This is a genomic window from Luteimonas mephitis DSM 12574 (genome assembly GCF_000422305.1).
GTDB lineage: Bacteria > Pseudomonadota > Gammaproteobacteria > Xanthomonadales > Xanthomonadaceae > Luteimonas > Luteimonas mephitis.
The window spans coordinates 166,525-179,282 of record NZ_KE383817.1; the positions used below are offsets into that span (position 1 = coordinate 166,525).

16 protein-coding genes, 2 tRNA genes and 1 other RNA gene are annotated in these 12,758 nt (G+C 69.0%); 7 read left to right on the forward strand and 12 right to left on the reverse strand.

What is annotated here, in order from left to right; genetic code table 11:
* Window positions 1-114: 114 nt before the first annotated feature.
* The 5 genes from H570_RS0114475 to dnaX form a co-directional block, all read right to left on the reverse strand.
* Window positions 115-462 carry a histidine triad nucleotide-binding protein gene (locus H570_RS0114475; RefSeq protein ID WP_027081368.1) on the reverse strand — a complete coding sequence of 116 codons (348 nt, stop codon included), beginning with the start codon at window positions 460-462 and terminating at the stop codon, window positions 115-117.
* 119 nt (window positions 463-581) lie between these two features.
* Complete coding sequence (gene recR, locus H570_RS0114480; protein WP_027081369.1) at window positions 582-1,178, reverse strand: recombination mediator RecR; 597 nt, start codon at window positions 1,176-1,178, stop codon at window positions 582-584.
* Window positions 1,179-1,222: 44 nt separating this feature from the next.
* Entirely contained in the window at window positions 1,223-1,531 is a 309-nt protein-coding gene (locus tag H570_RS0114485; RefSeq protein ID WP_156900001.1) for a hypothetical protein, read from the reverse strand.
* Between the two features lie 51 nt (window positions 1,532-1,582).
* Complete coding sequence (locus tag H570_RS0114490) at window positions 1,583-1,903, reverse strand: YbaB/EbfC family nucleoid-associated protein (protein WP_027081371.1); 321 nt, start codon at window positions 1,901-1,903, stop codon at window positions 1,583-1,585.
* Between the two features lie 14 nt (window positions 1,904-1,917).
* A complete protein-coding gene (dnaX, locus tag H570_RS0114495) occupies window positions 1,918-3,741 on the reverse strand; it encodes a DNA polymerase III subunit gamma/tau (RefSeq protein WP_027081372.1) in 1,824 nt (607 codons plus the stop codon).
* 169 nt (window positions 3,742-3,910) lie between these two features.
* Here dnaX and H570_RS0114500 point away from each other — a divergent pair.
* A tRNA-Ser gene (locus H570_RS0114500) sits at window positions 3,911-4,003 on the forward strand.
* Window positions 4,004-4,244: 241 nt separating this feature from the next.
* Window positions 4,245-4,341: signal recognition particle sRNA small type (ffs, locus tag H570_RS18680), an RNA gene on the forward strand.
* A 260-nt stretch (window positions 4,342-4,601) separates the two neighbouring features.
* Here the strand turns inward: ffs and H570_RS0114505 are convergent.
* From H570_RS0114505 to H570_RS0114530, 6 genes are all read right to left on the reverse strand, one after another.
* Window positions 4,602-5,015, reverse strand: coding sequence for a molybdenum cofactor biosynthesis protein MoaE (locus tag H570_RS0114505; RefSeq protein WP_036136447.1), 414 nt, complete (start codon window positions 5,013-5,015; stop codon window positions 4,602-4,604).
* A gap of 8 nt (window positions 5,016-5,023) precedes the next feature.
* A complete protein-coding gene (locus H570_RS0114510) occupies window positions 5,024-5,269 on the reverse strand; it encodes a MoaD/ThiS family protein (RefSeq protein ID WP_027081374.1) in 246 nt (81 codons plus the stop codon).
* Window positions 5,266-5,760 (reverse strand): cyclic pyranopterin monophosphate synthase MoaC, encoded by a 495-nt coding sequence (gene moaC / locus H570_RS0114515; protein ID WP_027081375.1) that lies wholly within the window; start codon window positions 5,758-5,760, stop codon window positions 5,266-5,268. Before moaC ends, H570_RS0114510 begins: the two co-directional genes overlap by 4 nt.
* Window positions 5,761-5,817: 57 nt before the next feature.
* Window positions 5,818-6,840, reverse strand: coding sequence for a GTP 3',8-cyclase MoaA (moaA, locus tag H570_RS0114520; protein WP_027081376.1), 1,023 nt, complete (start codon window positions 6,838-6,840; stop codon window positions 5,818-5,820).
* The gene (locus tag H570_RS0114525; protein WP_027081377.1) at window positions 6,837-7,595 is read right to left on the reverse strand and encodes an MBL fold metallo-hydrolase; all 759 of its coding nucleotides are present in this window, start codon (window positions 7,593-7,595) and stop codon (window positions 6,837-6,839) included. Before H570_RS0114525 ends, moaA begins: the two co-directional genes overlap by 4 nt.
* Window positions 7,596-7,696: 101 nt before the next feature.
* The gene (locus tag H570_RS0114530) at window positions 7,697-8,455 is read right to left on the reverse strand and encodes a 3-deoxy-D-manno-octulosonic acid kinase (protein ID WP_027081378.1); all 759 of its coding nucleotides are present in this window, start codon (window positions 8,453-8,455) and stop codon (window positions 7,697-7,699) included.
* Window positions 8,456-8,475: 20 nt separating this feature from the next.
* On the opposite strand from H570_RS0114530, the gene H570_RS0114535 reads away from it, so the two are divergent.
* The 3 genes from H570_RS0114535 to H570_RS0114545 all read left to right on the forward strand — a co-directional run bounded on the left by H570_RS0114535 (window position 8,476) and on the right by H570_RS0114545 (window position 10,856).
* Window positions 8,476-9,549: a glycosyltransferase family 9 protein gene (locus tag H570_RS0114535; RefSeq protein ID WP_051176453.1), complete on the forward strand. Its 1,074-nt coding sequence runs from the start codon at window positions 8,476-8,478 to the stop codon at window positions 9,547-9,549.
* A gap of 162 nt (window positions 9,550-9,711) precedes the next feature.
* Window positions 9,712-10,455 carry a hypothetical protein gene (locus H570_RS0114540; RefSeq protein ID WP_156900002.1) on the forward strand — a complete coding sequence of 248 codons (744 nt, stop codon included), beginning with the start codon at window positions 9,712-9,714 and terminating at the stop codon, window positions 10,453-10,455.
* Window positions 10,456-10,505: 50 nt separating this feature from the next.
* Window positions 10,506-10,856 carry a hypothetical protein gene (locus tag H570_RS0114545; protein ID WP_027081381.1) on the forward strand — a complete coding sequence of 117 codons (351 nt, stop codon included), beginning with the start codon at window positions 10,506-10,508 and terminating at the stop codon, window positions 10,854-10,856.
* Between the two features lie 66 nt (window positions 10,857-10,922).
* Here the strand turns inward: H570_RS0114545 and H570_RS0114550 are convergent, their stop codons facing one another.
* Window positions 10,923-11,330, reverse strand: a complete 408-nt coding sequence (locus tag H570_RS0114550; protein ID WP_027081382.1) for a DUF6165 family protein — start codon at window positions 11,328-11,330, stop codon at window positions 10,923-10,925.
* Between the two features lie 114 nt (window positions 11,331-11,444).
* Between H570_RS0114550 and H570_RS0114555 the strand changes: the two genes are divergently transcribed.
* Both H570_RS0114555 and H570_RS0114560 read left to right on the forward strand, forming a co-directional pair.
* A tRNA-Ser gene (locus H570_RS0114555) sits at window positions 11,445-11,535 on the forward strand.
* Window positions 11,536-12,021: 486 nt separating this feature from the next.
* Complete coding sequence (locus tag H570_RS0114560) at window positions 12,022-12,726, forward strand: PP2C family protein-serine/threonine phosphatase (RefSeq protein WP_027081383.1); 705 nt, start codon at window positions 12,022-12,024, stop codon at window positions 12,724-12,726.
* Window positions 12,727-12,758 lie beyond the last annotated feature (32 nt).

Consider the following 12,758-nt stretch of genomic DNA (forward strand, 5'->3'; position numbering starts at 1 on the left):
CCGTCGCGCTGGATCGGGGCTGCGATCCCGCAAGAACGCGCGTTCGGCCACGCCGGCTCTCGACATCCCCGGCGCGGATTCCGGACAGCGAGGAACGGAGCCGGGCAGTGCGGGTCAGGCAGGCGTGCCGAAACGTCCGAGCGGCGCACCGGCCAGCAGATGCAGGTGGATCTGGAACACGGTCTGCCCGCCGTCGTCGTTGCAGTTCATCACGATGCGGTAGCCGTCTTCGGCGAATCCCTGCTCCTTCGCATAGCGAGCGGCCGCGAACGCGAGGCGCCCGACGACCTCGGCCTGGCTGGCCTGCAGGTCGTTGAGCGTGGCCAGGTCGGTTTTCGGCACGAACAGCACGTGCACCGGCGCCTGCGGCGCGATGTCGCGGAACGCGATGATGTCGTCGTCCTCGTAGACGATGTCGGCCGGGAGCTCGCGGCGGATGATCTTGTGGAAAATGGTGTCCATTGAAGGCCGGGGTTGAGGATTCGGAATCCGATGGTACCGCTGCTGCCGCGGATCCCGGCTTTCAACAGCCGAATGGCTGGTCATCGCCAATCCCGAATTCCGAATCCCCAACCCCCGCTCTACGGCATCTCGCTGCGCGACCCGAACGCATGCGACAGCGTGCCGCGATCCACGTACTCCAGTTCCCCGCCCAGCGGCACGCCGTGGGCCAGTCTGCTGGGGCGCACGCCGTGGTTGCGCGCAAGCTGGGCGAGGTAGTGCGCGGTGGCCTCGCCTTCCACCGTGGGGTTGGTGGCGATGATCAGCTCCTGCACCTCGCCGGTTGCCAGCCGCGACGCCAGCTGCTCGAGGCCGAGTTCGCGCGGGCCGATGCCGTCAAGCGGGCTCAGCCGCCCCTGCAGCACGAAGTACAGGCCGCGATAGCCGGTCGCCTGTTCGATCACCAGGCGGTCGGCCGGCGATTCCACCGCGCACAGCTGCTGCGCATCGCGCGCGGCGCTGGCGCAGGTGGCGCAGGTTTCGGTTTCGCTGAAATCGCGGCAGCGCACGCAGTGGCCGATGCGTTCGATCGACGATGCCAGCACCTCCGCCAACCGCCGGCCGCCGTCACGCTCGCGTTCGAGCACGTGGTAGGCCATGCGCTGCGCGGTCTTCTGGCCGACGCCGGGCAGGACGCGGAAGGCTTCGATCAGCTGTTCGAGCAACGGGGTGGTCATCGGCAATGGTCTTCAGGGGGCCGCCGCGCGGTGCGGCCGCGCAGTCAGAGCATGCGCGAGAACTGCGCGGCCCAGGCGTAGGCCGGTTCGCGCACCAGCAGCAGCGCGCCGACCACGATGCCCAGCACCAGCCCGGCGAGGCGATTCTGCCATGGCCCGATCATCAGCAGGATCAGCGCCACCGCGCCCGACAGCGCGGCAAGGATCGCGGTCGCGGCCCACAGCCAGCGGATCGGCTCGGGCAGCGGCAGGAACGCGCGCAGCAGCAGCAACAGCACCAGCAGCATCGGGCACACGAATCCGAGCAGCTTCGCCAGTCCCGCGCCCGCATGGCCGTAGCGTGGCCGGAACACGTCAGCGGGCCAGGCGTTCGCAGGCCGTGCGCAGGGCAATCCGCATCATGTTCAGAACGGCAATTTCATGCCCTGCGGCAGCGGCAGGCCGGCGGTGGCCGCTCCCATCTTCTCCTGCGAGGCGGCGTTGGCCTTGTTGACCGCGTCGTTGAACGCGGCGGCGATCAGGTCCTCGGCCATTTCCGGGTCCGACAGCACGCCCGGATCGATGCGCACCTTGCGGCACTCCATGCGGCCGGTGAGCGTCACCGCCACCATTCCGCCACCGGCGCTGCCGGTGACTTCGAGGTTGGCGAGCTCCTGCTGCACGCGCTGCATGTCTTCCTGCATCTTCTGCGCCTGCTGCATCAGCTGGGCGATGTTTCCACGCATGTCGTTGCCTCTGTCTATTCGTCGTAAGGGCGGATCGAATCCGGGACCAGCTTCGCACCTTGCTGTGCCATCAGCCGCCGTACCTGCGGATCGGCCAGGAAGGCATTCTCGGCCGCGGCCTGGCGCTCGTCGCGCTGGCGCTCGTTGCGCGCATGCAGGGTTTCGGCAACGACCTGTGCGGCGTCGAAGCGCAGCTGCGGCTGCATCCCCAGCGGCGCCTCCAGCGCGGCGGCCAGCTGCGACACCAGGAACGGCGCCTTCAGGTGGTCGTCGGCCGGCGGCAGCGACAGTCGCAGCACGCCGTCGGACCAGGCGATGAAACCCGCGCTGGCGGCGAGCTCCTTGACCGGGCCACGCAGGTCGAGATTGGCGACGAAATCGGGCCAGGACGCCGCATCGAGATCGATCGGTGCGACTTGCCGGGTGGGTGCAGGGGACGCTGGCGGCTGCGAAGGCGCGTCCGGCTCCGGCCGGGCCTGCCGGCTCGCCGGCTGCGGCGTCGGCGTGGCCGGCGCAGGTGCTTCCACCGGCCGCGGTGCGCTGGCGTGCCCGGAGGCACCGTGATCCGATTGTCGATGCCCGGACGAGCGCTGCTCCGATGCGTGTTGCGGCCGCGGCGGTGTTGCCATGCGTTCCGCCGCACGCTGCGGCTGCGGCGTTGCCTGGCCTTCCAGGGCCGCACGCGCCCCGGCGGGACCCGCACCGCGCTGCGCCGGCGCGGCTGCGCCGGCCGAAACCGCGCCGCCCTCGACCGGCCGGAACGCCAGCATCCGCAGCAGGCTCATCTCGAAGCCCGCGCGCGCGCTGGGCGCGAGATGCAGGTCGCGGCGGCCGCCCAGCGCCATCTGGTACCAGAGCTGCACGACTTCCGGACGCAGGCCCGACGCCAGCGCTTCGACGTCCACGCCGCCGGCTTCGACGTCGTTCTCAGGCACCAGCTGCTTCACCTGCACCCGGTGCAGCGCCTCGGCCAGCGCATCGAGCACGCCCGCCCAGTCCGGCGAGAACTCCGCCAGCGCGGCGACCTCGTCCAGCAATGCCTTGCCGTCGCCGGCGGCCAGCGCGCCGAGCAGCGCGCCGACGCGGGTCCGGTCGACGGTGCCGAGCATGGTCGCCAGCGCGGCGTCGGTGAGCGCGTGGTCGGCGTTGGCGCCGGTATAGGCGATGGCCTGGTCGAGCAGCGACAGCCCGTCGCGCAGGCTGCCGTCCGCGGCCTTGGCCAGCTGGTGCACCGCGCCGGGCTCGGCAGCAATGCCTTCGGCCTCCAGGATCCTGGTGATCTGGCCGCCGATCTGCGCCTCGTCCAGGCGCTTGAGGTTGAACTGCAGGCAGCGCGACAGCACGGTGACCAGCAGCTTTTCCGGATCGGTGGTGGCGAACAGGAACTTGACGTGCTCCGGCGGCTCCTCGAGCGTCTTGAGCAGCGCGTTGAACGCTGCCTTCGACAGCATGTGCACTTCGTCGATCAGGTAGACCTTGTAGCGGCCGCGCGAGGGCATGTACTGCGCGTTCTCGATCAGCTCGCGGACGTTGTCGACGCCGGTGTTGGACGCCGCGTCGATCTCCAGCAGGTCGATGTAGCGGCCGGCGTCGATCGCCTGGCAGGTCTCGCATTCGCCGCAGGGATCGGCGCCGGTGCCGCGCTCGCAGTTCAGGCTCTTGGCGAAGATCCGCGCGATCGTGGTCTTGCCGACCCCGCGGGTGCCGGTGAACAGGTAGGCGTGGTGGACGCGGCCCGAATCGAGCGCATTGGACAGCGCGCGGACGACGTGTTCCTGCCCGACCAGTTCGGCGAAACGCTTGGGGCGCCACTTGCGGGCGAGGACGAGGTAGGACATGGCGCCATTCTGCCGCGCCCCGGCGAACCTTGCCTACCCTGATGCCGAACGCACCGCGGCGCGCCCGGACGCGGGGCCGGGTCGCCACGGACTTTTGTTGTGATACCCGCCGGTGGAGGCTAGAATCTGCGCCCCTGAGCGTTGCCGGAAGCTTCCTTCAGGTTCCAGCGGAGAGGTGTCCGAGTGGTTGAAGGAGCACGCCTGGAAAGTGTGTAAGCGTCTAAACCGCGCTTCGGGGGTTCGAATCCCCCTCTCTCCGCCACATACGCCAAGCGCCCCGCAAGGGGCGTTTTGCTTATGTGGCGCAGAGAGGCGATCTGGTACGAATCCCTGCGGGTTCGACAAACCGGCAGGACTGCCGATTTGCACGGCGAAGCCGGCCGAAGGGCGAGGCACATGAACGTGCCGAGTGCATCCCCCGGCCGGACATCAACGCTCGCGATGCTGGTAGAATCCCGCGCTCGCTTCGCGCCGTTGCCCGGCGCGCAGTCTCTATGGTGGCCCCGTCGGCCCCTCGCGACGCTAGGTCGAAAACCCCGCCAGGGCCGGAAGGCAGCAACGGTATCGATCGACGCGGGCGCCGAGGTCAGCCGGCGGGGCCATCGCCTTCATCTCTTCCCGGAATTCACGCGGACGGCATGCACCCGTGTGGCGTATCCGGGCTGTGCACTGCACGGACCCGTGGCGACGGGCCTGCCTTCATTGCAACGGTCACATCCACTCGGCGCGGCCGGAAGGCAGCAACGGTATCGATCGACGCGGGCGCCGAGGCCAGCCGGCGGGGCCATCGCCTTTTCATCGACGATCGCGCGGCCTCGGATTCGGGCACCGCCGGGTAACGGGGAGGCAACACCCCCGGCCTACGGGTGCTGCCAGTCTTCGCCGCCTTCGGCGTAGCGCTCGCGCTTCCAGATCGGCACGCGCGCCTTGACCTCGTCGATGACGTAACGGCACGCGGCGAAGGCGGCGTCGCGATGCGCCGCGGTCACGCCCACCCAGACCGCAAGTTCGCCGATCGCCAGGTCGCCGGTGCGATGGACGCAGCGCGCGTCGAGGATGTCGAACCGTTCGAACGCCTCGGCCAGCACGCGCTCGCCCTCGGCCTCGGCCAGGGCCGCGTAGGCCTCGTAGTGCAGGCCGTCCACTGCGCGGCCTTCGTTGTGGTTGCGCACGCGGCCCTCGAATGCGGCGAACGCGCCGGCGCGGCCATCGTCCAGGGCATGGCGCAGCGGCGCAATCCCGAACGGTTTCGGCGACAGCGAGAAGCGCGACATCGACGCGCTCAGCCGCCGCTGACCGGCGGGATGAAGGCGATCTCGCTGCCTTCACGCAGCGCGTCGTCCCACGAGGCGAACGCACCTCCCACCGCGACGCGCAAGCGCTCGACCGGCAGCGCGAAGCCGTGGCGCTCGCGCAGTTGGGCGTAGAACCCGCGCAGGGTTCCCGCGTCCGATTGCACGCTTTCGCTGGCCACGCCCGCGGCATCGCGCAGGCTGGCGAAGTACAGCACCGTCACGCGCGCCATCAGCCGGCCTTCCCGAAATCGTGGCGGCCGCCGCGCTTGCCCAGCAGCTTCGCCGGCCCCAGCACGAGCGCGTGCGACATCGCCTTGCACATGTCGTAGACGGTCAATGCGGCCACCGTCGCGCCGGTGAGCGCTTCCATCTCCACGCCGGTGCGATGCGTGGTCTTCACCGCGCACTCGATGCGCAGCTCGCGCTCGCCGTGCCAGTCGATGCCGATGCGCACGCCGTCGATCGGCAGCGGGTGGCAGAACGGAATCAGCTCGTGCGTCCGCTTGACCGCCATGGTGCCGGCGATGATCGCAGTTTCGACGATGCCGCCCTTGGCGCTGCGCAGCCCGCTCGCGCGCAGCTGCGTGGCGACGACGGGCGGGAACTTCACCCGGCATTCGGCCACCGCTTCGCGCACGGACACGGCCTTGCCCGACACGTCGACCATCGCCGGGCGCCCGCTGGCGTCGAGGTGGCTGAGTTTGCGTACGGGCTTCGGCTTCATGGTTCCGGAATTTCGGCAATCGTGGTGATTGTAAGTCGTCGCGAGACGCGGACACGATTACCCGCCGACCAGGAACATCTCCACATGCCGCCGCGACGCGCCCGCACGGCCACGCAGTTCGCTGTAGCGGTCGCCGCGCTCCGTCCACAGCCCGGCGACGTGGCCGGCCAGCGCCGCATCTCCATCGCGCAGCCAGGGCCGCAGGTCGGTGCCTTCGGCCGCAAACAGGCAGGTGTACAGGCGGCCATCGGCGGACACGCGCGCGCGGTGGCAGTCGCCGCAGAACGGCGCGCTGATCGAACTGACGAAGCCGACCTCGCCGGCACCGTCGTCGAAGCCGTAGCGCGACGCTACCTCGCCGCGATAGTTGGGGTCGAGCGGGCGCAGCGGCCAGCGCGCGTGGATGCGGTCGCGCAGCTGCGCCGACGGCACGACGCGCGCGGGGTCCCAGCCGTTGCAGGTGCCCACGTCCATGTACTCGATGAAGCGCACGATGTGGCCGCTGCCGCGGAAGCGTTCGACCAGCGGCAGCACCTGGTCGTCGTTGACGCCGCGCTGCACGACGCAGTTGAACTTGATGCGCTCGAACCCGGCCTCCTCCGCCGCGGCGATGCCCGCCAGCACGTCGGACAGCTCGCCGCGGTCGCCAGAGAGGCGGCGGAACAGCGCCGGATCGAGCGCGTCGAGGCTGACGGTGATCCGCCGCAGCCCGGCATCGCGCAGCGCGCGCGCCTGCCTGGCGAGCAGCGCGCCGTTGGTGGTCAGTGCCAGGTCGTCGATGCCGTCGATCGCGGCCAGTCGGGCCACCAGTTCGGGCAGGCGCTTGCGCAGCAGCGGCTCGCCGCCGGTCAGGCGCAGCTTGTGCACGCCCAGCCGCGCGAAGCCGCGCACCAGCGTCTTGATCTCGTCGAACGACAGCCGCGACGCCGCCTCCATGCCGTAATCGTCGGGCACCCGGTCGGCGGGCATGCAATAACCGCAGCGGAAATTGCAGGCCTCGATCACCGACAGGCGCAGGTCGCGCAGCGGCCGGCCGAGGCGGTCGAGCGGCATCGCCGGGGCGTCGAGCACGGCGTTCATGCCGGCAGCCCCTGTTGCGCGGTCGGCTCGGCCAGCGCGACCACTTCGCCCGGCGTGGCAACGCGGTGCCCGCGCGCGGCCAGCGCCTGGCCGTCGGCGACGCCGGCGTAGTGGTAGAGGATGCAGCGTTCGAGCAGTGCGCGCGGGTATTCGCGCTCGAGGTCGTCGATGCCGCTGTGCGAAGGATTGCCGTGCAGCGCGCAGTCGTGCGCGACCAGTTCGCCGGCGTCGGCATGTTTGGCCAGCATCTCCGGGATCGGCCGGGTGTCGCCGCTCCAGACCAGGCTGCCGCGCAGGCGCAGGCCGTAGGTGGTCTCCGGCCAGTGGTGGCGCACCGGGAAGACCTCCAGCCGCACCCCGTCGTGCCAGAAGGCATCGCCCAGCGGCACCAGCTGGAAGGCGTCCCAGAAGTTCGCGCCACCCTCGGCCAGCACGTTCGGGTAGTCGCCGACACGGCGATGGAGCAGCGGCACCACGGTCGCCGGCACGTAGAGTTTCGTCTTGCCCCGGCGCGCCGCGTCGAAGTAATCGGACACGAACAGCCGTTCGAAGCCGGCGACGTGGTCCATGTGCACGTGGGTGACGAACAGCGCGCGCGGCGCTTCGCCGTAGTGCGCCAGGTACGCGGTCAGCCCTTCGGCGCCGCAGTCGATGGCCAGCCACGGCGCGCCGTCGCGCTCGATGGTGGCCATCGGCGATCCCAGCTCCACCGCCGAGGCATTGCCGACGCCGTGGAAACGCAGCGACCAGGCCATCAGTACGCGTCCATCCGGTGCAGGTTCATCCGGTGCAGGTTCATCCAGAGCACGTCCATCAAGGGCAGGTCCATCGGTTCGCATCCATCAGGGCATGCCCATCAGATCCCGCGATCCCAGTGTGCGTCGTAGCCCTTGCGCAGACGGGCGAAGTCCTCTTCCACGTCGGCGACGCTGCGATGCCCCCGCAGCTTGAGCAGCGAGCGTTTCAGTCGCGCCAGGTTGCCCTCGCGCCAGCCGGTGGCGGGAATGCGCAGCGTGCTGCGGTCGAAGTCGATCATCCAGCCTTTTCCGTCCGCGTCGAACAGCAGGTTGTGGGCATTGAGGTCGGCGTGGTCGAGTCCGGCGCGGTGGAAACGCGCCACCAGGCGCCCGGTTTCGTCCCAGGGCGCACTGTGGCCGTCGAGCACGGCCAGATCGGCCAGCGAACGTACGTCGGGCAGGCGTTCCATCAGGATCGCGGCGCGGTAGGTCAGGCCCTCGCGCAGGTAGCTGGCGGCGATCGGCCGCGGCGCCGGCAAGTCCTGCCGGAGCAGTTCGCGCAGCAGCCGGAACTCGGCGAAGCTGCGGGTCTGGTCGGCACCGCGCCACAGGTACCTGTCGCGGCTGATCTTCGCCGGCAGGCCGCCGCGCAGGTAGTGGCGCAGCACGCAGGGGCCGTGCGAGGCGTCGATGTACCAGGCGCCGCCACGGCCGCCGTCGCCCACCGGCTGCGCGCGTTCGCCCCAGCCCCTGGGATCGAACCAGCGCGGATCGGCTTGCCGCAGTTGTGTCCCGTCGAACAGAATCGACCCCACCCCGCGATCCCCGCGGCCGGCGCGGAACGGCGTCAGGCTTTCGGTAGCATCGAACGCGGCCATCCGGCGAGTCTATCAAGCGCATGCCTTCCGATCCCGTTATTCCGGCCCTGTCCGACGCGGCCGTTCATCGCACGATCTGCCTGCTGCGGCTGTCGGCGCTCGGCGATGCCACCCACGTCGTGCCGCTGGTGCGCACGCTGCACCGCGCGTGGCCGGGCGTGGCGCTGACATGGGTGATCGGAAAGGCCGAACACAAGCTGCTGGAAGGACTCGACGGGGTGGAGTTCGTCGTCTACGACAAGAAGACCGGCCTGGCCGGCATGCGCGCGCTGCGCCGGCAGTTCGACGGCCGGCGTTTCGACGCGCTGCTGCAGATGCAGGTGGCCGCGCGCGCCAACCTGCTGTCGGCGTTCGTGCCGGCGACGCGCCGCATCGGCTACGACCGCGCGCGCTCGAAGGACCTGCATGGGCTGTTCGTCAACGAACGCATCCCGGATCGCCCTGGCATCCATGTGCTCGACGCCATCGGCAGCTTCTGCGAACCGCTGGGGCTGAAGCAGGACACGATCAGCTGGGACCTGCCGGTGCCGGACGAAGCCCGCGAATGGGCGCGGGCGCAGTGGCCACAGGACGCCGCCCCGACGCTGCTCATCTCGCCGTGTTCCAGCCACGCGCTGCGCAACTGGCGCGCCGACCGTTACGCCGCCGTGGCCGATCACGCCGCCGCGCGCGGCTGGCGCATCGTGCTGTGCGGCGGCCGCAGCCAGCTCGAGCGCGACACCGCCGACGCAATCATCACGTCAATGCAGGCGCCACCGCTGGACCTGGTCGGCAAGGACACCCTCAAGCAGCTGCCCGCCCTGCTGGAACGCGCCGACCTGGTGATGACCCCCGACTCCGGCCCCATGCACATCGCCAACGCGATGGGGACGAAAGTGCTGGGCCTGCACGCGGCCAGCAACCCGGTCCGCAGCGGCCCGTACTCGGACCGGCGCTACTGCGTGGATCGTTACGACGACGCCGCGCGCAAATACCTCGGCAAGCCGGCAAGCGCGCTGAAATGGGGAACGAAGATCGAACACGACGGGGTGATGGACCTGGTGACCGTTCCCGATGCCGTTTCCGCGTTTGAACGATTCATGGCATCGCGTTGAAGGGGATTCGCGGAGCTCCGGGCTACCCCGGGTTGCTGTGCGCCCACGCGTGTCGTGTATCCACGCCAGCCAGGGGGCATCATGAAACAGGGGACACTCGAAACACCCTCCGGGAAAACACCCGGGAAAGCGTCCAGGAAGGTGTCCGGGAACAGGAGGACATTGCGCATCCTCTTGCTCGTCGCGCTGACGATCACCGTGATGGTGATCTATGGCTGTTCGACCGGCGAGCTGGGGGTCAGTGACAAGCCCCATGCCCTGCTCAAGGACGACGGCCTGAACTTCATCAGCGCCCTGATCGGCGGCTTTGCCCTCACCGGCGCCATCCTGGCGCTGTACCTGAACCAGACCCAGCTCGAAGCCACGCTGGAAGAATTCCGCGAATCCAACCACCTGATCCACTACGCGGAACTGGACCGGCTCTACTTCGACCTGCTCAAGGTTGCGCTGGAACATCCGCACCTGCGCAATCCGGCCAGCATCGGCAACGACGCACTGCGCCGGCAGCAATACGACACGTACGCCTACATGGTGTGGAACTTCATCGAAACCGTGATCGATCGCGTGGAGATGGAGAAAGCCATCGCCTGCCGGGGCAACCCGGCATCCGGTTCGTCCACTGCTCCGTCGCCATCCGAACAGCGCAGCGCGGGCATGGTCCAATCGCTTGCAACGAGTCCGGCGCCGAAAACTACGCAAGCCCAGGATGCGGGCGCCACCGGCGAAAAGAGCGCCGACGACACCTGCGGACTCAAGTTGCAGGCAACCTGGCAAGCAGCGATCAGAGCAGAAGTCGGCATTCACGGTGCATGGCTGACGGAAAGCAAGGCCGCCCTGTTCAAGGACAACTTTTCGGCCCTCGTGAAGGATTACTGTCGTCCGGTAACGGCTCGCAACCCGGCTTAGCGGCCGACCACAGGCGATACTGTGCACACCTCCTGAAACAGGATCCCGCCATGGCAGCCTGGTTCACCGTCGTCGCGCCGTTCCTGCCCGACATCATCCAGATGGCCAAGCCGATGTTCACGCGCGACAAGGGCGCGGACAAGATCCCGCAGCAGATCAAGGAACTGCAGGATGCGGTGACGCTGAACGCCGCTGCGGTCAAGCAGCTGGCCGGCGAAATGCAGCGCACCCTGGCGTCGCTGCAACAGGGCGCGACCCAGCTGGAAACCACCCTGGCGGCGCTGCAGCAGCGCAACGGCGCGCTTGAACGCGAGCTGCGGCGCGCGAACCGGCTCTCGCTGGTCGCGGCGACCGCCGCGGTGCTGGCGTTCGCGCTGTCGGCCTATGCACTGGCGGGCTGAGGCCGGCCTGTCACAACCGCGCCCGGCGGGACTCAGGGGGCGGGTTCAGCCCAGCCGCCGCCTGTTTCAGGCCGCGCCGCCGGCCCCGTAGTCCTCGTACGATTTCTCTTCGACGTAGCTCGAGCCCAGCGCAAGGTTGATCTCCTTCTTGATCCGCGCGCGGGTGTCGTTCTCGACATAGACGCTGCGGGCCAGGCGGATGAACTCCGCGTCGAAGGCCTGCGCCTTTTCCTTGATGCGGATGTCGTCCTCGATCACCCAAAGGCGCTCGTTGACCGCCTTCAGGTCGGCGCGCATGCGGGCGATATCGTGGCTGGCCGCCGGGTGCGCCATCCAGGTCTTCTCCAAGGCGTCGAGCTCGTTGCGGACGTTGGCCAGCTTGGCCGGATCGCTCATGCGCTCGGACTTGATCTGCAGGATGGCGATCTTGTCGAGCAGCTCGCCAAACGACACGGGGACGGAAATCTCGGACATGGGCCCTTCACGACTGGGGGAACGACGCCCAGTGTACCGTCCTCGCCTTGTCCGCCACCGCGGCGGCCCGTATCATTGCGCCCCCGGTGGCTGCCCCGTCGCCGGGAAAGTTCCGGAGAGGTGGCAGAGCGGTTGAATGTACCTGACTCGAAATCAGGCAGGCGTTTATAGCGCCTCGGGGGTTCGAATCCCCCCCTCTCCGCCAGATACGCACAGCGCCCCGAAAGGGGCGTTTTGCGTATCTGGCAGAGAAGAGCTGGATGGGAGCCCGTCGGGTTCGGCAGATTCGCCTGGGACGAATCCGGACAGCCGCAGGGTGGTCCCGCAGGCGCGCTACGCCGGATGGGTGAGGCCCGGGGATGGGGCGGACACTCCCCTGTCCGCCGGATCATGCAAAGGCCTTCACGCGGAAGATCTCGATGCCGACGCCAGGATTTCGGCACGCCCGTCGACACCTGCCGCGACGCCGAATGCTCCCCCGACCGAGGATTTTTCGCATGCCTCGCAAATCGAAACGGGAAGTTCGGCACTGTACCCTTCCATCCCATCGGACAGGGCTCCGCCTCTACGCCAGCATCATGCATTTTTCCCTACTTTGTCCCTGGTGCGCCCGTCGTCGTCCTGTTCAGCCTCATCTCCGCGTTGTCCGGGACGAGAAGATCCCCGCCCACCGCCGCCCGCAGAGCTGCCCATGATCGAGTTCGGACACCTGACCCACGTCGGCTTGCGGCGCGAGCTGAACGAGGACACGTACTACGGCGACAGCGAACTGGGCCTGTGGCTGGTGGCGGACGGCATGGGGGGTCACGAGTACGGCGAAGTCGCCAGCGCACTGGCGCGCGAGGCGATCGTGCGCGAGATCCGCCAGGGCACGCCGCTGCCGCAGGCGATCCGGATCGCCGACGAGGAGATCATCCGCGCCTCGCGCAAGCGCAGCGACTCGCTGCCGATGGGCACTACCGTGGTCGCCGTGCGCATCGAGGGCAACCATTTCGAAGTGGCCTGGGTCGGCGACAGCCGCGTCTACCTGTGGCACGAGCGCAAGCTGGCGCAGCTGTCGCAGGACCACAGCTACGTGCAGGAACTGATCTCGCAGGGCACGATCACCGTCGACCAGGCGCGCACCCATCCACACCGCAACGTCGTGACCCAGGCGCTGGGGGTGACCGATCCGCAGAACCTCAACGTCGAGACCCTCTCGGGCGACCTGCTGCCGGGCATGCAACTGCTGTTGTGCAGTGACGGGCTCACCGAGGAAGTCGACGACAACGGCATCTCGCAGGTGCTGGCGCATACCGAATGCAGCGCGCAGGAGTGCGTCGACGGGCTGGTGGCGGCGGCGCTCGACGGCGGTGGTTCGGACAACGTGACCGTGGTGCTGGTCCGCCGGCACTGATTCACCCGCCGGAGCGCCCCATGGGCGCCATG